At 40.5% G+C, this 20839-nt stretch carries 18 protein-coding genes; 12 read left to right on the plus strand and 6 right to left on the minus strand.

From position 1 onward, the window contains the following. Positions 1-22: 22 nt before the first annotated feature. The 3 genes from hemE to IPP86_16160 all read left to right on the plus strand — a co-directional run bounded on the left by hemE (position 23) and on the right by IPP86_16160 (position 3300). Entirely contained in the window at positions 23-1048 is a 1026-nt protein-coding gene (gene hemE, locus IPP86_16150) for a uroporphyrinogen decarboxylase (protein ID MBL0140031.1), read from the plus strand. Between the two features lie 159 nt (positions 1049-1207). After that, entirely contained in the window at positions 1208-2539 is a 1332-nt protein-coding gene (locus tag IPP86_16155; GenBank protein ID MBL0140032.1) for an MFS transporter, read from the plus strand. Between the two features lie 41 nt (positions 2540-2580). Continuing rightward, positions 2581-3300, plus strand: coding sequence for a (Fe-S)-binding protein (locus IPP86_16160; protein ID MBL0140033.1), 720 nt, complete (start codon positions 2581-2583; stop codon positions 3298-3300). Between the two features lie 166 nt (positions 3301-3466). Here IPP86_16160 and IPP86_16165 read toward each other — a convergent pair whose 3' ends face one another. Both IPP86_16165 and purB read right to left on the minus strand, forming a co-directional pair. Continuing rightward, positions 3467-4336 (minus strand): glycosyltransferase family 2 protein, encoded by an 870-nt coding sequence (locus IPP86_16165; GenBank protein ID MBL0140034.1) that lies wholly within the window; start codon positions 4334-4336, stop codon positions 3467-3469. A gap of 6 nt (positions 4337-4342) precedes the next feature. Next, positions 4343-5686 (minus strand): adenylosuccinate lyase, encoded by a 1344-nt coding sequence (purB, locus tag IPP86_16170; GenBank protein MBL0140035.1) that lies wholly within the window; start codon positions 5684-5686, stop codon positions 4343-4345. A gap of 242 nt (positions 5687-5928) precedes the next feature. On the opposite strand from purB, the gene IPP86_16175 reads away from it, so the two are divergent. The 5 genes from IPP86_16175 (at position 5929) to IPP86_16195 (ending at position 13541) form a co-directional block, all read left to right on the plus strand. Next, entirely contained in the window at positions 5929-6546 is a 618-nt protein-coding gene (locus IPP86_16175; protein ID MBL0140036.1) for a TetR/AcrR family transcriptional regulator, read from the plus strand. A 43-nt stretch (positions 6547-6589) separates the two neighbouring features. Continuing rightward, positions 6590-7981, plus strand: a complete 1392-nt coding sequence (locus tag IPP86_16180) for a TolC family protein (GenBank protein MBL0140037.1) — start codon at positions 6590-6592, stop codon at positions 7979-7981. A gap of 27 nt (positions 7982-8008) precedes the next feature. After that, complete coding sequence (locus tag IPP86_16185; protein MBL0140038.1) at positions 8009-9130, plus strand: efflux RND transporter periplasmic adaptor subunit; 1122 nt, start codon at positions 8009-8011, stop codon at positions 9128-9130. Positions 9131-9185: 55 nt separating this feature from the next. Next, positions 9186-12593, plus strand: a complete 3408-nt coding sequence (locus tag IPP86_16190; protein MBL0140039.1) for an efflux RND transporter permease subunit — start codon at positions 9186-9188, stop codon at positions 12591-12593. A 162-nt stretch (positions 12594-12755) separates the two neighbouring features. Beyond that, positions 12756-13541: a menaquinone biosynthesis protein gene (locus tag IPP86_16195; GenBank protein MBL0140040.1), complete on the plus strand. Its 786-nt coding sequence runs from the start codon at positions 12756-12758 to the stop codon at positions 13539-13541. A gap of 71 nt (positions 13542-13612) precedes the next feature. Here the strand turns inward: IPP86_16195 and IPP86_16200 are convergent, their stop codons facing one another. Beyond that, positions 13613-14887 (minus strand): T9SS type A sorting domain-containing protein, encoded by a 1275-nt coding sequence (locus IPP86_16200; protein MBL0140041.1) that lies wholly within the window; start codon positions 14885-14887, stop codon positions 13613-13615. Between the two features lie 132 nt (positions 14888-15019). Continuing rightward, positions 15020-15613 carry a pseudouridine synthase gene (locus IPP86_16205; protein MBL0140042.1) on the minus strand — a complete coding sequence of 198 codons (594 nt, stop codon included), beginning with the start codon at positions 15611-15613 and terminating at the stop codon, positions 15020-15022. Positions 15614-16326: 713 nt separating this feature from the next. Between IPP86_16205 and IPP86_16210 the strand changes: the two genes are divergently transcribed. From IPP86_16210 to IPP86_16225, 4 genes are all read left to right on the plus strand, one after another. Then, positions 16327-16740: a hypothetical protein gene (locus IPP86_16210; GenBank protein MBL0140043.1), complete on the plus strand. Its 414-nt coding sequence runs from the start codon at positions 16327-16329 to the stop codon at positions 16738-16740. A gap of 133 nt (positions 16741-16873) precedes the next feature. Further along, complete coding sequence (locus IPP86_16215; GenBank protein ID MBL0140044.1) at positions 16874-17254, plus strand: hypothetical protein; 381 nt, start codon at positions 16874-16876, stop codon at positions 17252-17254. A 14-nt stretch (positions 17255-17268) separates the two neighbouring features. After that, positions 17269-18750 (plus strand): beta-propeller fold lactonase family protein, encoded by a 1482-nt coding sequence (locus IPP86_16220; GenBank protein ID MBL0140045.1) that lies wholly within the window; start codon positions 17269-17271, stop codon positions 18748-18750. After that, positions 18750-19154: a DUF393 domain-containing protein gene (locus IPP86_16225; protein MBL0140046.1), complete on the plus strand. Its 405-nt coding sequence runs from the start codon at positions 18750-18752 to the stop codon at positions 19152-19154. Before IPP86_16220 ends, IPP86_16225 begins: the two co-directional genes overlap by 1 nt. A 5-nt stretch (positions 19155-19159) precedes the next feature. Here the strand turns inward: IPP86_16225 and IPP86_16230 are convergent, their stop codons facing one another. Further along, the gene (locus IPP86_16230) at positions 19160-19627 is read right to left on the minus strand and encodes a clan AA aspartic protease (protein MBL0140047.1); all 468 of its coding nucleotides are present in this window, start codon (positions 19625-19627) and stop codon (positions 19160-19162) included. Positions 19628-19675: 48 nt separating this feature from the next. Further along, positions 19676-20620 (minus strand): malate dehydrogenase, encoded by a 945-nt coding sequence (mdh, locus tag IPP86_16235; GenBank protein MBL0140048.1) that lies wholly within the window; start codon positions 20618-20620, stop codon positions 19676-19678. Positions 20621-20839 lie beyond the last annotated feature (219 nt).

Here is a 20839-nt window from a genome sequence, read left to right on the forward strand (position 1 = left end):
AAATTTGTACTTTTGAGGCCCTATGAAATTACAAAATGATTTATTGCTTCGTGCAGCGCGCGGAGAGAAGACAGAACGTACACCTGTATGGTTGATGCGACAAGCCGGAAGAATTCTACCGGAATACCGGGTTGTCAGGGAAAAGATTGGTGGATTTAAAGAGCTTGTTGAAACCCCTGAATTCGCAGCTGAAGTAACCATACAGCCGGTAGACATCCTGAATGTGGATGCAGCAATTATTTTTTCTGATATCCTCGTTATTCCTGAAGCGATGGGTCTTCCTTACCAGATGGTAGAGAGCAAAGGCCCCTGGTTCGAGAGAACTATCCAAAATAAAAAAGACATAGATCAATTAAAGATCGCGGACGCGAACGATCTTCCCTATGTGATGGATGCGATCAAGCTTACTAAAAAAGAATTAAACGGACGTGTTCCACTCATTGGCTTCGCCGGAGCTCCATGGACCATCTTATCTTACATGATCGAAGGCCGCGGCAGCAAAACGTTTAGTAAAGCAAAAAAATTCTTGTACACCGAGCCAGTATTGGCGCATCAGTTGCTTGAAAAAATTACACAAAGCACCATCAATTACCTGAAAGGTCAGGTTGCGGCCGGAGCGAATATCGTCCAGATTTTTGACTCCTGGGCGGGAATTCTTTCTCCAAAACAGTATAGTGAATTTGCTCTTCGATATATCTCTGCCATCTGTGACGCGATCCGCGAAGTACCGGTAATTGTCTTTGCAAAAGGAGCATTCTTCGCAAGAGAAGAAATGTCAGCATTGAAATGCGAAGTCATCGGACTTGACTGGAATATGGGTATTGAAGAATCAAGAAAAATTATTGGCTGGAACAAAACTTTGCAGGGAAATATGGATCCTTGTCTCTTGTATGCGGACGATGAAACTATTGTTCGCGAGACGCAGAAGATGATGAAAGATTTCGGTCCTAACAGACACATCGCGAATCTTGGTCACGGACTGTATCCTGATATTGAAAAGGAGAAAGTAAAGTTGTTTATCGAAACTATTAAAAATTTCCGGTTCTGAGACTTATTTAAAGTCAAAGATTCCTGATTCAGAGAACGGATGCTTCAAACAATCCAAAAATCAATTCATTCCGGAGATAGTTATTCTGCTTGTTGAAAAGAAATTAGCATTCTTCTTCTTTAAACCTTTAACTTGCCCTTCAACAAGCTTTGTTAATTCATGAGTATAAAAGGAAATAAGAAAATAATCCGCGCCTGGGCAATGTATGACTGGGCGAATTCCTCCTACTCACTGGTAATTACTTCAGCATTATTCCCCATATATTTTCATGCAATAACAACCACCCCGGAAAACAATACCGTTCGTTTTCTTGGTAGAAATTTTAACAGCGATTCCCTGCAAACTTACGCGATCTCACTTGCCTTCCTTGTGATCGCTACCATCAACCCACTTCTGTCTTCTATTGCTGATTACAGCGGAAACAAGAAAAAGTTCATGTACTTCTTTAGTACACTGGGCGCTTTTGCCTGTTCTTCCCTGTTCTTTTTCACTTCGCTGGATACATTATGGGTTGGTGTCTTTGGAGTTGTTTTAGCGGCAATCGGATATGCAGGAAGTATCGTTTTCTACAATGCCTTTTTACCTGAAATTGCCGAGCCCCAGGATCAGGATAAGGTAAGTGCGAGAGGATTTGCAATGGGTTATATCGGGAGTTCAATGTTGCTAATATTTTCACTGACCATGATCTTGTTTCCTGACTGGTACGGAGGAATCTCAAGCGGAATGGCAACAAGGCTTGCATTTCTTCTTGTTGGAGTCTGGTGGTTTGGATTTGCCCAGTATACTTTCTATTATCTTCCCAACAATGTGTACAACAGAAAATCAGAAGGAAAAGTTGTACGTAATGGATATCGTGAATTGAAAAAAGTATGGAATGAATTGAAACACACTTCCCGTCTCAAAACATTCCTTCTTTCCTTTTTCTTTTACAACATGGGAGTGCAAACAGTCATGTACGTAGCGACTCTATTCGGCGACGGTGAACTGCATCTCCCCTCTTCAATTCTGATCGCTGTTATTCTGATCATACAATTTGTCGCTATCGGTGGAGCCTATTTGTTTAGTAACCTGTCAAAAAGATTAGGAAACATTTCCGCCTTATGCATTTCGCTTGCAACATGGGTTGCAGTTTGTGTAGGAGCATACTTTTGTGACAAGCGTTATGGAATAGACGAGCAAACCATGTTCATGATACTGGCTGCGGTTGTAGGTCTGGTAATGGGTGGTGTACAATCTTTATCAAGATCAACCTATTCAAAATTGCTGCCCGAAACAATCGATCACGCTTCCTACTTCAGTTTTTATGATGTTTGTGATAAACTCGGTACAGTATTGGGAACACTTGCATTTGGATTAATCAATGAAAGAACCGGAAGCATGAGAAACAGCATCATTGTTCTCATCAGCTTTTTCATTATCGGACTGATTTTGTTACTTCGCATGCGAAAAGGAAAATTGTCAATGCTGGAAGGTGAGAATGCACATAGTTAAGGTCACAAAATTGAATTCACATTAAATTAAATCGAACCCTAATGCTTGTTGATATATTCATCCCCTGTTTTGTAGATCAGATTTATCCGAATGCCGCTTTGAACATGATCAAAGTACTTGAAAGAGCGGGATGCACAGTGAATTACAATCCTAACCAGACCTGTTGCGGGCAACCCGCATTCAATGGCGGATATTGGGACCAATGCAAAGAAGTCGGTGAGAAATTCATCAAAGATTTCCCGAACGACAGGTATATCGTATCTCCTTCAGCCTCCTGTGTTGGAATGGTGAAAAATTACTATCCGGAATTGTTTCACAACACAGTATTACACAATGAATATAAAATTATTCAGAAAAATATTTTTGAGTTGAGCGACTTCCTTGTAAATGTTTTGAATGTTACAGACATCGGAGCCAAACTGAACGGTAGTGCAACTTATCACGATTCCTGCAGTGGACTTCGGGAAATCGGTTTGAAAAAAGAACCACGTTTATTGCTAAGCAAAGTAAAAGGTTTAGAATTACGTGAGATGGTCGACAATGAAACCTGCTGCGGTTTCGGTGGAACATTTTCAGTAAAATATGAATCTATCGCAGTAGGAATGGCCGAACAAAAAATCATAAACGCCGAAGCTACCAATGCTGATTACATCATCTCCACAGATCTCAGCTGTCTAATGCACATGGAAGGTTATCTTCAGAAGCATGGAAAGAAAATGAAAGTGTTGCACCTGGCGGACGTGTTGGCGAGTGGATGGTAGATTTGGGTTTCGGGTTCTGAGTTCCGGGTTTCGGGTTTTATTGTTCGAGGTTAGGTTAGGTTAATACAAGTAAACAACAACTAACAACTAACAACTAACAACTAACAACTAACAACCAACATCCAACATCCAACATCCAAATCTAATCGAATCGCTGATCTACATTTCAGATTAGCCGATAATTTTTGTATTCACCAATTCTCCAACCTGTAAGTCTTTCTACAGACATTTTAAAACGGGATTTCAGACTGAGTTTTTTAATGGTGGGGTCAATGGAAAATACCCAGTTTTTTTCGCTGATCCGTTTTTGCATGACTGCAGGATGAGTTCCGGTAAAATGTGCAAGTGAATCAATGCCTGAATAATCGAATTCTGATACGTCCGGAATATTTTTCTTCAGCCAGTCGTCGGAATGCCAAAGCTTGTGAAAATTCTTTTGTTTCTCTTGTTGTTTTTCCGGGGGTTTTACCCAACCATAATGATTAATTGAACCACCACTCTGCTTTACTCGAAGTGGCCGGCCGTTTTTCTGAAAACCCTGGGCGTCGCGGAAGGAACGGATTAAAGGATCCTTTCGGATGATGCGCACTTCTCTTCGGTACCAGCGGGAAGAATCAGCGATAAAATCATAGGACCCATAAAAGTGTCGGTAATCAAACAATAGACCTTCTACCCTTTTATCATCTTTCCAACGTTCCATTGCTGTCCTGACAGCAGGAATAAAATCTTCATGCATTACTTCATCACCCTGAATATAAAAACACCATGTGCTTTCGTCTGAAATTGCATCCAGGGCTTTGTTTGTTTCAGCAGCGAGTACCCTCCCTCCTTCACGAAGTGATTCGTCCCATACGCTATTGATAATTTTGATTTTTGAAGTTGGAATATTACGGATGAGATTCAGTGTGTCATCATCAGAATTTCCGACAACGACAACGAATTCATCACACAATGGCAAAATGGAAGTAATGGCTTCTACTATCGGATAATCATAGCGAATCGCGTTGCGGATAAAGGTGAAGCCGGAAACTTTCATCGGCGATCAGATACCGGTGTAGTTAAAAGGAGTAAATACTCTCAGTTCAGCTTTAACTGCTTCACTCACATCCAGCTTGTCAATAAAATTTTGCATGGACTCAGCCGTAATGCGGGAATTTGTGCGTGTGAGCTCTTTCAATGCCTCATAAGGATTTGCAAAATTCTCACGGCGCAGAATGGTCTGAATAGCTTCGGCTACTACTGCCCAGTTGTTCTCAAGATCCCGGTTCAGCGCGTCTCTGTTAACTATCAGTTTACCCAGTCCTTTCAGTAAAGAACGGAGTGCGATAATGGTATGGGCGAATGGAACACCCACGTTTCTGAGTACTGTTGAATCTGTCAGATCTCTTTGCAATCTGGAGATGGGTAATTTCGCAGAAAGGTGTTCGAACAAAGCGTTGGCCATTCCAAGATTACCTTCTGAATTTTCAAAATCAATCGGATTTACTTTGTGTGGCATCGCTGACGAACCAATTTCCCCGGATTTAATTTCCTGTTTGAAATAATCCATGGAAATATATGTCCAGATGTCTCTGTTAAGGTCAATCAGAATATTGTTGATTCTTTTTAAGGAATCAAACAAAGCACAGAGGTTGTCATAATGTTCAATTTGTGTGGTGGTCTGTAAGCGAACGAGACCTAATTGTTCGTTCACGAATTTATTTGCAAAAGTCACCCAATCGATTCCCGGATAAGCCGCATGATGTGCATTGAAATTTCCGGTTGCGCCGCCAAATTTCGCGCTGAAAGGAATTTGCTTTTGAAGCTTGAGTTGATTGTCAAGACGCTCGGTAAAAACAGAGATCTCTTTCCCCAATCGTGTAGGTGATGCAGGTTGTCCGTGTGTTCGTGACAGCATCGGAAAATCCTTCCATTCCGCAGCCAGTGTATTAAGTTTATGTTTCACTTCCAGTAGCAAAGGCAGGTAGACATGTTCCACTGCCTCTTTGATCGCCAAAGGAAATGCCGTGTTGTTAATGTCTTGTGAAGTCAGACCAAAATGTATAAACTCCTTGAATGAGCCCAGACCTGCATCAGTCCACTTATCTTTTAAAAAGTACTCCAGCGCTTTCACATCGTGATTGGTAACAGCTTCCCTTCTCTTGATACTATCGGCATCCGCCTGATTAAAAGCGGTATACAAACTTTTTAAGGAACCTACGATAGAAGCATCAGCATCCCTGAGTTGGGGAAGCGGTATTTGTCTTAGGGCGATAAAATACTCTACTTCCACTCTCACTCTGTATTTCATCAAAGCTTCTTCAGAAAAATAAGCGGAGAGAACAGCTGTTTGCTGCCGATACCGGCCGTCGACCGGAGATATTGCACTTAAAGGACTCAGTTCCATGAAGCTAATTAAAAAGGAATTGCGAAGGTACGAAACGATCTTTACCCGTAAAACGCCCTTTTTATATCATTTGAGCACCTCAATAATGCAATTCAGCCTTGAATTTTGTTGTTTCATCATTTTGATCCTCAGAAACTGCGAACACGGAATTAGTTTCGCACCGGAATATTAATAGAAAAAGGAAGGAAACTTTGCAAATGAAAATAGTTTCCATAGTTTTGCGCCCGAATTGAGAAAATAAAATGGTCAGGCAAGAAGACAGAATACTGGATACATCGAAAGAGCTTTTTTTCCGTCATGGAATAAAAAGCATCACGATGGATGATATCGCCCATAAACTAGGCATGTCGAAAAAGACCATTTACCAGTATTATGCCGACAAAAACGCGATTTTAAGTTCTTTGATGATCTCTGAGTTGAAATCACAGATCCGCGAGATGCAGGAAATCCGGAAGAATTCGGAAAACTCAATCGATGAAATGCTGCAATCCATGAGTTGTATGTCAAAGAATTTCAGCAAAATGAATCCTACACTTTTCTATGATTTGCAGAAATATCATTCTTCAGCCTGGGGCCACTTTAAAAACTTTAAAGAAAAGGAACTCACCGGTTTTGTGGAAGAGAACTTACGTCGTGGAATTAAAAGTGAATTGTACAGGAAAGATCTGAAAGTCAAAACACTTGCCCGTTTACGATTGGAAGAAGTGGAATTAGGCTTCAATACAGAGGCATTTCCACATGAACAATTTAATATTTCTGAAGTTCAGGTTGCATTGCTTGAACATTTCCTTTATGGAGTGGTTACTTTGAAAGGATATAAATTAATTAACAAATACAGGAAAATTCAGGATGAAGAATAGCATCCTTTACAATATACAATAATCCCCATACGTCTACCCTCTTATGAAAAAACTGCTCACTTTACTACTTTCTGTGTTTATAGCCGGTACCGCCAGCTCACAATCACAGGATTCCTTGTACCGTTTTTCCCTCCAGCAAGCCATTGATTTCGCTCTTCAGAATCAGAAGGATGTCCTTAATGCGCAACTTGACGCACAGATCGCTGATGCACAGGAAAAAGAAATCATTGGAATCGGATTGCCGCAGCTTAGCGGAAGCCTGGACGTCAAAGATTTCGAGAAAATTCCAACCCAATTTATTCCGGATTTCATTTCTCCATCTGTTTACAATATTCTTTTTGAGGAAAATGTTATTCCGCGTAAAGATCTGAATGGATCCGGTGTGTTTCCAGTTCAATTCGGTACACGTTGGAATGCTACAGCAGGGCTTACTGCTTCACAGCTTTTATTTGATCCAACCTATCTGCTTGGTGTGAAAGCAACCAAAACGCTTCACGAATTATCGATACGAAATGTAAAACGTACTCGTATTGAAACCGCAGTGAATGTAACCAAAGCATATTACAATGTACTGTTGTTAAAAGAACGTAAAAAAGTAATTGCCGCGAATGTTGAACGCATACAGAAATTGAAAGATGACACCAAAGCATTGTATGAAAATGGTTTTGTAGAAAAGCTGGACGTTGACAGGGTTACCGTGTTGTTCAACAACCTATCCACCGAAAACAGCAAATTTGACAGATTGCTAACTTTGTCTTCCCAGGTTTTCCTTTTTCAAATCGGAGCTAATCCTGCAGCTCGTGTGGAGCTCACTGATTCTATCAATGCGAATGAGATCAGGAATACCATCGTACCGCTTGATAAAGTAGATGCCTCCAAACGCATTGAATATTCAATTCTGAAGACACAGGAAAAATTACAACAGTATAATGTTAAAAGGTACCAGGATGGTTATTATCCGAACCTTGTCGCATATGGTAGTTTGAGTACTTCTGCACAGCGAAATAAGTTTGACTTCTTTGATCAAAGTCAAAAATGGTATCCAACCGGAATTGTTGGCGCGACATTGAATGTTCCCATCTTTGATGGCTTCCAGAAAGCAGCAAAAATTCGTCAGCAAAAATTAGCATTACGAAAAATCGAAATCGAACTTGTCAATTTTGAACAGGCTATTCAGCTGGATATTGCTTCGAACAGGAATGCATTGATTGATGCATTGAGTTCACTGGATAACCAGGACAAAAATCTGGCACTTGCCAATGATATTTACAGAACATCCAAATTAAAATACGACCAGGGCGTAGGTTCAAACCTTGAAGTTCTCGACGCTGAAACATCATTAAAAGAAGCACAAGCCAACTATTTTAATGCATTGTATGACGCTACGGTCGCGAAAATAAATCTTGACAAAGCCCTTGGTAATTTAAACTATTAAAATCCCCCATTGAAAAACACAAGACATATGAAATCAATATTTTTCTCCCTCCTCATTCTGACAATCGTGAGCTGCTCACAAAATTCCGGCACAGATAAAAAACGTGCTGAACTTGATAAATTAAAAAAGGAACAAGCGGATCTGCGTGAAAAAATAAGACTCCTTGAAAGCGAATTGGCCGCGAGTGATACATCCGCATCGAATGTTAAATCAAAGCTCGTTGCCATAACGGATATGAATCCTCAGGTTTTCAATCACTACATCGAAGTTCAGGCAAAAGTTGAAGGCGATGAAGATGTGAATGTCAGTGCTGAAACCATGGGTAACATTACCACACTGAATGTAAAAGCCGGTGATAAAGTAAGTAAAGGACAAGTGCTCGCAGTGGTGGACGATCGTATCATTCGTCAGGGAATCGCTGAGATGCAGTCACAACTTGACCTGGCAACCCAGATTTACAACAAACAAAAAAATCTTTGGGATCAAAAGATTGGTTCTGAGGTTCAATTCCTCCAGGCAAAGACCAACAAAGAAGCCATGGAAAAAAGAATGTCAGGTTTACAGGAACAACTCGATCTAACACGCATCAAATCTCCAATTAACGGAACCGTTGACATCGTTCATGTAAAAGTAGGACAAACGATGGCTCCCGGAATTCCGGCATTCCGCGTTGTGAATTTGAGTTCATTAAAAGTGACTGCTGAAGTAGCGGAATCCTATATCAGCAAGGTGAGCCGTGGAAATGATGTATTGATTTATTTCCCGGACCTGGGACAGGAAGTAAAAGGAAAACTGGATTATTCCGGACAGGCTATCAACAGTCTGAATCGTACTTTCAATGTGGAAGTTAGATTGAATCCAAAAGACGGATTGTTTCATCCAAACATGGTTGCCGTGCTGAAAATCGCGGATTATTCCTCTCCAAAAGCATATGTTTTACCATTGGCTGCTGTTCAAAAATCCAGTGATGGAGAATTTGTTTACGTGTCTGTTCAGGAAAACGGAAAGAATATCGCCAAAAGAAAAACTGTCAAGACCGGAATTATTTATAACGGTAATGCTGAAATTAAATCAGGTATTGATCAGGGAGACAAAGTAATCACAATTGGTTTCCAGAATATCATCGATGGAGACGCGATATCACTCTGAGCGGAAATCTGACAAATGAGCTATACCATTTTCACCCCTGAAAGAATATAATCAAATGCAAGACCTACAAAAAGAATTTAAGCCTTCCTCCTGGGCTATCAATAATAAAATCGCTGTATTCGTGATTACCCTTGTATTGGGTATCATGGGAACACTGGCATACATCAGTCTTCCCAAAGAAAGCTTTCCGGATATTTCATTACCGAACATCTATATCAGCGTTATTTATCCCGGAACTTCTCCAAAAGATATGGAGAATCTCATTGTGAGACCGATTGAGAAAGAATGTAAAAATATTGCCGGAGTAAAAAAGATCAAAAGCAATTCATTACAGGATTATTGCAGCGTTGTTGTTGAATTCGGTTCTGAAGTCAATATAGAAGACGCCAAACAAAAAGTAAAAGATGCTGTTGACAAGGCGAAAAAAGACCTCCCAAAAGATTTAAAAAACGATCCGGAAATTATCGAGATCAATTTCTCCGACTTACCTGTAATGCAGGTGAACATCAGTGGAAATTATGATTTATCCAAGCTGAAAGAATTTGCCGATGACGCGAAGGATCACATTGAGAGCCTCAAAGAAGTTAAAAAAGTTGAAATTATCGGGGCACTTGAACGGGAGATTCAGATCAATGTGGACATGATCAAAATGCAGGCTGCCGATCTCACATTGGGAGACATTCAGCGTGCTGTTCAGTCTGAAAACCTGACCTTCCCCGGTGGATCCGTCCGCATGGATGGAATCAGCAGGTCTTTAAGTGTAACGGGTGAATTCAAAAACACTGAACAGATTGGAAATCTGGTTATCAATTCCATCAACGGAAAGCCAATCTACCTGAAAGATGTAGCTCAGGTAATTGACAGTTATCACGAGCAACAAAGCTATGCACGGCTTGATCACAACAACGTAATTACCCTGAACATCATTAAACGTAAGGGTGAAAATCTGATTGAGACTTCAGATAAGATTGTTGAATTGATGGACGATATCCGTAAAAACGACTGGCCGAAGGATGTCAATGTCGTGCTTACAGGAGATCAGAGTGAACAAACCCGGACCACATTGCACGACCTGATCAATACCATTATTATCGGATTTGTACTGGTATTCATGATTCTGATGTTTTTCATGGGTACAACAAACGCTTTCTTCGTGGCATTATCGGTACCCTTATCCATGTGTCTGGCATTCCTTGTCATGCCGGCCTTAGGATTCTCGTTGAATATGATAGTCTTGTTCAGCTTCCTCCTGGCACTTGGAATTGTCGTAGACGATGCCATTGTGGTAATCGAAAACACACACCGGATATTTGCAAACGGGAAAATGAGCATCATCAAAGCCGCCAAGCTGGCTGCCGGTGAAGTATTTCTTCCGGTGTTCTCAGGTACCCTCACTACACTTGCACCTTTTGTTCCACTTCTGTTTTGGAAAGGAGTCATTGGTAAATTCATGTTCTTCCTGCCTGTGACACTGATAGTAACGCTGACGGCATCCTTGTTTGTCGCTTACATTATAAATCCTGTGTTTGCCGCCCAATTCATGAAACCGCATAAGGAACATGATGAAAAGCGTGACCGGAATAATTTAAAGAAGTCTTTGGCCTTATTCGGTGTTGCTATTGTAATCGGATACCTGATAGATTTTGGGGTAGGAAATTTCGGAGTTGTCGCCCTCCTGCTTTATTTGGTGAATCACTATTGGCTCAGATTTGTAATCAAACGTTTCCAGGAAATCAGTTGGCCAAAATTTCAGCTTGCATACCGTCGTTTATTGGTTTGGTGTCTGCATCGCCCAAGAACGATGATGCTTTCAACTTTCCTCCTGTTCATCGGTTCATTGGTGTTACTCGGGATGCGAAACGGTGGCATTAGTTTCTTCCCTCAGGCGGATCCTAACTTTATCTATGTCTATACCAGTTTACCGGTAGGGACAGATCAGGCATACACCGACTCGGTTACAAAGATTATCGAAGGACGTGTTTACAAAGCCATTGACTGGCCGAATCCTGTAGTTAAATCTGTGATTGCGAATGTTACCGTGAGCGTAACAGATCCGCAGGATGAAGACCAGGGAGATTATCCCAACAAGAGTAAAGTATCTGTGGCCTTCGTTGAATATGGTAAACGTAATGGTGTATCTACTCTGCAATATCTTGCCAAGATTCGTGAAGCGGTTAAAGGAATTCCCGGTGCAGAAATTTCCGTGGCACAGGAACAAGGTGGTCCTCCTGTCGGAAAACCTGTCAATATCGAAGTAAGTGGTGATAATCTTGAAGACCTTGCGCAAACCAGTCGTGGATTGAAACGTTATCTGGACTCACTCAAAATTGAAGGCGTAGAAGAACTACGAAGTGACCTACAGGACAAAAAACCTCAGCTGGTTGTAAACATCGACAGGGAAAGAGCCAATCGGGAGGCGATCTCCACTTATTCCGTGGGTAATGAAATTTATCTTGGAGTATTGGGTACAGATATTTCGAAATACAGGGATGTGAATGACGACTACAACATCGTGATCAAATATCGTGATGATCAACGCTACAACATCGACATGTTGAGAAATCTGAAAATTTTATATCGTGATATGGCCATGGGAGGCATGGTAAGGAATGTTCCTTTGTCAGCCTTCGCAGATGTGAAGTATTCAGATACCTATGGCGTGATCAAAAGGAAAAATCAGAAACGTGTTGTAACGATAGGTTCGAATGTATTGACAGGTTACAATGAAAACGCGGTTGTTCAGGATGTACAACGTGCCATCTCCGGATTTAACAGTGCTCCCGGTGTTCAAATCAAAATGACCGGTTCACAGGAAGAGCAGGCGGAAACCTCCGCATTCCTGGGTTGGGCCATGCTCACTTCCCTCCTGCTCATCATCATGATCCTTGTTTTACAGTTCAACTCGATTAGCAAGCCTCTGATCATTCTTGTTGAAATTGGATTTAGTATCATCGGAGTTTTCCTGGGATTCTCCATTTTCAAAATGGAGTTTTCAATTGTCATGAGTGGTGTCGGGATTATCGCGCTTGCAGGTATCGTTGTCCGAAATGGTATTCTTCTCGTAGAGTTTACTGATTTATTGCGTGAACAGGGAGTACCCACTTTCGATGCGATTGTGGAAGCAGGTCGCACGCGGATGACACCGGTTATCCTGACAGCCTCCGCAACCATGCTGGGACTCATTCCGCTTGCTGTTGGACTGAATATGGACTTTGCAACATTGTTCCGTGAGTTCAATCCGCATCTGTACTTTGGAGGCGACAACACTGCATTCTGGGGACCACTTTCATGGACAATGATCTTTGGTTTGGCCTTTGCAACCTTCCTTACCCTGATCATGGTGCCGGTTATGTATCTTTTAAGTGCCCGATTGAAAAACCGTTTGAGAAAATGGAGAGGGCATGCAATTGATGAAGGTGTAAAGGATAAAAGAATCGAAGACTTGATCGAAGCTGAAATATAATCCAGTGATGATTGATTTTCAAAAGCGGGGACAATTGTATTGTGCCCGCTTTTGCTTTTTGTAGACGCAGGTGTATGTGAAAACGAGGAGGTCTCCAATTCATCCGGCATCCTGCATCATCAAGGATATGTTTAATATATTTGCATTCGGAAAATTCATTGTATGAATTCAAAAATAAAGTTGTCTGTTGTTTCTTACCTGAACAGTAAGCCTTTTATTTTCGGTCTTGAAAAGCCCTGGATGAAAGAGCAAATTGAGTTGGAGTTGGATATCCCTTCTGTTTGCGCAATGAAATTACTGAGTGGCAAGGTTGACGTTGGATTGGTACCAATTGCAATACTTCCGGAACTCAAAGAATACTACCTGCTCACTGATTATTGTATCGGTGCCAATGGAGATGTCAATTCGGTGCTCCTGGTCAGTGAGGTTCCTCTGGAATCCATTTCCAGGGTGTTGCTGGATTATCAATCCAGAACATCAGTGCTGTTGGCCAGAGTACTTGCAAAAAGGTTCTGGAAAATCAATCCAATATGGGAAGCGGCCGAAGCCGGTTATGAATCCACAATTAACGGATCCAGTGCCGGAGTAATCATCGGTGATCGGGCATTGATTCTGAAAGACCAATTCAAATATGTATACGATTTATCCGGCGAATGGAAAAAATATACCGGCTTGCCCTTTGTCTTTGCTTGTTGGGTTGCGAACAAACCTGTTTCAAAAACATTCAGTGAATTGTTAAATAAAGCGGCAGCTGAAGGGGTTACAAATATTCCGGCCGTGCTGAATCAATATGGATCAGGAGAAATTGAAAATTCAGTTGCGGAAAAATATTTATCCGAGAATATAGATTTTAATTTTAACGAACAGAAGAAAAAAGCGTTGGAATTATTCCTCTCCTATATTGAAGAATTTACTGAAAGCAAATTGAAGGAGTCATTACCACATTGAATGCGAACATATATATGAAAAAGAAAGGCCGGACAAATTGCCCGGCCTTTTGTTTTATTTTATCTCTGGAATTAGTTCAGGATGGAAACCCTGACTGTCTTGCGGAATTCCGCATTGGTAAGATTTACAAAATAAACTCCTTTTCCAAATGACTGAAGATCTACCTGGTGGATTACTCCTACAGGGTTTTCCAGTTTTTGACTGTAAACAATTTTTCCGAGAGCATCGTGAATAATAAGATCAATTGATTTGCCAAGATCACGGGTAGCGGTCATGTCCAAATTGAGAATTCCTTCACTTGGATTTGGATAAATGCTCAACTGAAAATCATCCGGAGCACCGGTGATTCCAACGGGTGATTCACATTTTCCTGAAGCAAGCAAATCAGCGTACCAGGCAGTCATAGCAGTGTTCATTCGTGTATTCTGACCATTTGTAAACATATACAAGCAACGGTCATCACTATAATCCATATAATTCATGAACATATAACCATTGGTGGTAGTATTGCAATTGTCGTTTGCCGGGAAAGTCAGACAACCATAAGTTTCTCCACCCTGATTTGGGGTATCCGAAACGTTATCAGTACCACTGCATGCGCTACCATCATCACCCCAGATATGTTTGAGGTTGAAGCAATGTCCGATTTCATGAGTTGCTGTTCTTCCTTTGTTGTAAGGGAAAGAAACAACTCCTGTCCGGCCGAATGAATCATATAGGATTACAACACCATAGGTATCGGATACTTGTGAAGTTGGAAACTCAGCATAACCCAGAATTCCATTACCAAGATTGCACACCCAAATATTAAAATAATGACGTGTATCCCATGCATCCAAACCACCGGAAGCATAATACTTTACATCATCATTGGTTGAAAATGAAGTAACAGTAGTCTGACGTCTTTCGATTCCATTTGTGGCATTGCCATTAGGGTCAATACGTGCCATACAGAATTGAAAATTACTTGCGCCTGAAATGGTCCTCCAAACATTGGGAATACTTGAGGTATCAGCATTTCTGTGGCCAAAATCTTCATTCAGAACGTCAATCTGAGATAATATTTGCTGATCGCTGACATTCTGGGCACTGGTTCTCCAGACAACGTGCACAACAACCGGGAGAGTATAAATTGTGTTGCTTGATCTTGAATTCTGGCCTGACGTGATTGCTTGTTGCAGATATTGTTCGTCACGCAGCATCAGGTTTTCCCTCCCGGGATTTTCCTGATTGAGTCGCTTTGTACTTTCTACAATTCCACATTTCTGAGGCCCGGGAGATTTTTCTCCGGCAAAGGCAAAGGAAAGTGAACATGCCATCAAGGCAACCAGTAAATTTCTTTTCATTTGATCTTTTTCTTTGGAATGAATATTCGCAGTAATATATATACAAATTTACCAAAATTTTAACAGAAATTAACCTGACTTTTAAACTATTATTTCACCGGATTTTACATTTTGAAATTCTTCATTATCTATTCAGGATAATTTCAATTTTGCATAAAAAACTGCCTTATCTAATTCAACAACATCACCGGGTTCGAAAAAATCAAGTTCTAACGATTCCATGACAATTCTCACTAATCTTAAAGTAGGGAACCCGACAGCGGCTGTCATCTTACGAACCTGACGGTTTTTACCTTCACTAAGTTGAATTCGGATCCACGAAGTTGGGATGGATTTCCTGAACCTCACAGGCGGATTTCTTTCCGGAAGGAAATCCGGTGAATAAACAATGGAAACAGATCCGGCCGGTATTGTTTTATACTTTTTACCATCGATGGAAATTTCAACACCTTTTGCCAGTTGCATGCAAGCTTCTTCATTGACTTCACCTTCCACCTGAACAAGGTATGTTCTCATGTGTTTATTTGAAGGATGCAATAACTTTTCATTGACAGATTTATCATTGGTCAAGACAAGTAAGCCTTCGCTATCGGCATCCAGACGGCCAACCGGGTACACATCTTTTGGAAAAACAAAGTTGAGGTCGGCCAGTACTTTCCGTTCTCCCTCACGTGAAAACTGGGTGAGCATTCCGTAAGGCTTATAAGCAATAAAATATCGGTACATATAAATTCAGGGTTTAAAGACCTTTTACAAATCATCCTATCTGAAGATGAATTACTGAGTCTGACACTTGAAAGATAGGCATTAGGAAGCAATGGAGGAGCCTTCTAAAAGAAAACAATGATGAGCCACACAAAAAAAATATTCAATCTGCCATTACAAATGCTCAACAACACCAAGTTAAATGAGGCTTCTGCATCCCTGTGCTGCAATGTTAGATTTACACATCATAACACACAATTCCTCGTGTAAAAAAATTACAAATTATGGACACTTGTCTTCCGTGAAATTTCGTAATTTCACAAGGATGTTTACACGAATAGTTTCAATGATTGTGTGTTTAACGGTTTTGCTGCAGGTTTGCAGTAAAACATGCATATATAGCATATTCATACTGGAACAAAGCAGTATCATTGAAACATTTTGTGAAAATAAAAACAAACCTCAGCTGCATTGTCAAGGTTCTTGTTTTCTAAAAAAAGAGCTTAAAGAACAAGACAAACACGAAAACCAGAGCGGCAATTTATTGAAAGAAAAATTTGATCATTTTTATTCCGAAAATCAATACAATAATCAGTCATTTTCAGAATCCGGAATCTTGCACTTTTCACAACATAAAATGAACTCTATAGCTGGTTTTGACGGCAATGTATTCCAGCCACCAAAATATTTTTTGACATTAATTTAAATCATTGTATTAATCTCAAAAAATAAATATGAAACAAAAATCAATTCTGGCAACTACTGCCATTGCAATAACTATTATTCTATTCATTAGTTCCTGTAAAAAGGATCCATCCTGCGAAGCAGGTACCGGAGGATCACTCACTCTGGTTGCTAAACTGAAACACCATGGTGTAGTCATTCCAAATGACAGTGCTCAGCCTGATACTGTTTGGGTTAAATTTAATACACAGGATTGGTCCGGTGCGCCTTCCGGATACGATGCAAGATTTGTTGGAGAAGAAGGTGAAGATCATGTTCATATCAGTGGATTGAAATGCGGAGACTATTATCTCTATGCTGCCGGGCTGGACACTGCAGGACCTTTCATTGTTCGTGGAGGAAGGTCTTTCAGTACCGAACAAACTGAAGGTGAAATTGAGGTGGATATCTCTGTAACTGAATAGTTTTGAATGAAATGAAGGGTGTACTAAGTAAAGTACATCCTTCATTTTGATTAAAATTCACCCCTTCTATAGAATTGATATCATATATTCACACATGAAACGGGATAAATTTGCAAAAAAACTCCTTTTAGGGGTGTTTTTTGCTATTATCTTCATTGGTTGTAAGAAAGATGGGATCAGGAATCCTGATGGAACCATTGTGGTACAAGGCAACATTACGTTGAATGTTCACAATTATCATCACAGTTGGGCGGTTCCTTATGTACATGTATATCTTAAAAAAAACGCAGTTGAATTTCCAGGACGAGATTCAACAAAATATGAATATTCGGTTCAGGCCGACAGTGATGGAAATGCGGTATTCACCAATCTGTATCCTGGAAATTATTACCTGTACGCTACCGGAAATGACTATTATTTCGGAGCCTGGGTAAGAGGGCAATCCGCTGTAGTTTTAAATTCAACTACACTTGTCAACCAGACTTATGGAATGGAGTTACCAATGAGTGAATAATGCACAATCTGAAAATGAAAAAATATCTCTCCGCTTTAAGTGTTCTCTTGCTGTTTTTTGGATCTTGTTCTTATGACAAGCAAGTAGATCCGCTTATTGGCTCTGATTATCCCAAGGAAGTTGGAGAAATCATCGTAAACAAATGCGCAACAGCGGGATGTCATAATTCACTGAGCAGGGCAAATGCAGGTGGTCTTGATTTCAGTACATGGGATCTCATGTTTGAAGGTGGCCGGAATGGAAGCAGTGTTATCCCGTACAATATCGATTACAGTTACCTGCTATATTTCATCAATACTGATTCTTCCAGAGGCCCTACCCTATTACCAACAATGCCTCAAGGATTAACCCCACTCAGTAATGATGAATATCAAACAATTTATAACTGGATTCACAACGGTGCGCCCAATGATCAAGGCGCAATAAAATTTGCCGACAATCCAAACCGCAAGAAATTTTATGTGTGTATGCAAGGTTGTGATCAGGTCGCGGTATTTGATGCTCAGACTAAGGTGATCATGCGGTATGTATCAGTAGGCGTTGATCCCGCTATTGAAGCTCCGCATCTGGTAAGAGTTTCTCCTGATGGACAATACTGGTATGTTGTATTTTATTCCGGTCACGTTATTCAAAAATTCCGCACATCCGATGACTCTTATGTTGGTTCGCTTGAAATTGGCAATGGAGACTGGAACACTGTAATTTTCACTCCGGATTCAAAAAAGGGATTTGTGAATGCTACCACTTTGGGCATCACACGTGTTGTAGACCTGGAACACATGACACTGGAAACTTCCTTGTCAGTTGATTTCCCCCATGGAGGTTTTGTTACAAACGATGGAGAACACCTTTACCTTACCAGTCAGAATGGAAACTTTGTAACCAAAGTAGAAATCTCTGATCCGTTTTATGATACTGATAAAATTCCATTGGGAACCGGCGAAAACCCTTCCACATCATCAAAATATGATGCACATGAAATGGTACTTACTCCGGATGGACACAAGTATTTTGTCAGTTGTCAAAAATCGAATGAAGTAAGAGTATTTGCACGTGACAGAAGTAATGATGAAGATACATTAGTTGCAATCATACCAGTCGGTAATAAACCACAGGAATTCAGTTTATCAGAAACGCATCCCTATGTATTTGTAACATGTACAGAAGATTCACTCATGGGTTACCGTAAAAAGGGATCTGTGTATGTGATCAACTATCTCACCAACCAGGTGGTAAAAGTAATTTATACGGGCTACCAGCCACATGGAATTGCAGTGGATGACGATCACGATTGTGTGTATGTTGCGAATCTTAACTATGACAATTCCGGGCCTGCACCTCACCATGTGACAGCTTGCGGAGGAAGAAATGGTTATCTAACTGTTATCGACATGTCGACTCTGGAACTATACCGGAAGGTACTGTCAGATGGTAGTACTTTTGAATACAGAAATGAATTATTGAGTTTTCCCTATTTTGTTTCCTACCGGAAATAATGCCTGAAAGCGGTTTCCTGATCATTTTAATTGATGATGAATGTGTGATGTGCAATTGGATTGTTCATTTCATCCATCACAATGACAAGCAAGGTATTTTCAAATTCGCAGGATTGCGCAGTCATACCGGAAAATTTTATCAGGAAAAATATTCTATCCCGAAAACAATTGCGGAAAGCGTAATCCTTCTTGAAGGAGAAGGGTATTTTATATCATCTCTTGCAATTGAGCGTATTTTAAAAAAACTTCCAGGCTGTGTTTGGTTTGGAAAAGTCATCGGTATCTTCCCAAGAAAATTAAGTGACTGGATTTATCATTTAATAGCAAGAAACAGATACAGACTTTTTGGACGATTAAATTCCTGCAAAATTATTCCGGGATTAGAAAAAAGATTTTTGAATTGAAAATTCTATCTGGGTTTCGCGGATAATTTTAATTCCATTTTTTTGTAATTAATAGCTGCATTGTACTTGTAGAGGACATCGCCACCAAGAACTCCATCAATTGGCGTTAATCCAAGTTTCTCATACGATTCATTCACATGAGCAAGGTCCAGCAATACTGCTTCAAAATTTTCGATTAGCAACTCCCCCAGCCTGATTTTTTTAAGCCTTACCAGATGGGTTTTCATAGTATTTGTACCCAGTCCGGTTGATAATTTATCATGTGGTTCATGACTGCTTTCCCCGACATATCTCAATGATCTTTCTTTATCAAAGACTGTCCTGGAGGCGCCGGTATCAATTAAGAGCTGAACTGTTTTACCATTGATGCGCGCAGAGATGGTAAGATGATAGCCATCCTCTTCTATACCTCTGACGGTGATTGGAATTTTTACTGAACCTGATAACATACGGGGTAAAAATAAAGAAGACATTCGATAATCGAATGTCTTCCAAATTTATCAAAATAATTTTTATGTCAGTTATTTCACCGCAGCTTGTTGCATATTGTCGAGTACATCCATTACTTCTTTCACAGATTTTGCAGAAGCGTGAAGGAGTTTCATTTCATCTTCGTTCAGTTTCAGCTCGATGATTTCTTCGATACCATTTTTGCCGAGTTTTACCGGAACACCGAGGTAAATATTTTTCAAGCCATACTGACCCTGCAACCATGCGCAACAAGGGAAAATTCGTTTCTGATCTTTCACCACTGCTTCCACCATCTGGGCAGCTGCAGCTCCGGGAGCATACCATGCGGATGTTCCCATCAGATTTACCAATTCACCACCGCCTTTTTTCGTACGGTCGACAATAGCATCCAGTTTTTCCTTAGAGATTAATTCAGTAACCGGAATTCCGGCAACTGTAGTATATCTTGGAAGAGGAACCATGGTATCACCATGCCCGCCCATCAATACAGCCTGGATATCTTTCGGTGAGGTATTCAATGCTTCCGCGAGGAATGCACGGTAGCGAGCAGTATCAAGAATTCCGGCCATACCAAACACGCGGGAAGAATCAATTTTCGCAGTGAGGAAAGAGCAATAGGTCATTACATCCAATGGATTGGATACAACGATAATGATGGTATTCGGAGAATATTTAATAATGTTTTCAGTCACCGAGCGAACAATACCGGCATTTGTCGCGATAAGATCATCACGACTCATCCCTGGTTTACGAGGCAAACCTGAAGTGATTACCACAACATCCGAACCCGCGGTTTTAGAATAATCGTTCGTTGAACCGATAGTGCGGGTATCGTATAAGTTGATTGCCGCAGTTTGCCAAATATCGAGAGACTTACCTTCTGCAGTACCTTCTTTGATATCAAGAAGAACAACTTCGTGAACGAAATCTTTTTGTGCAATAACATCGGCACAAGTGGCTCCCACATTGCCGGCTCCTACAACTGTAACTTTCATGTACGATTGAATTTTTAAGAATTAGGCTACGAAATTAGGAACTCAAAAGGGATTTAGAAAATTAAACTTAAAGCAAGTGAGAAAAATCATGTAGTACCCTCATACAAATATTCGCCCAATTCAGAGGAATAAAATCTGTCTTTTACCCCTGATTTTTAATTAAAAATTAACATATCAACACCTGTTCAAAACACTCGACCAAAAAATTAGGAAATAAGG

It is taken from the genome of Bacteroidota bacterium, from assembly GCA_016720935.1.
Lineage (GTDB): Bacteria > Bacteroidota > Bacteroidia > AKYH767-A > 2013-40CM-41-45 > JADKJP01.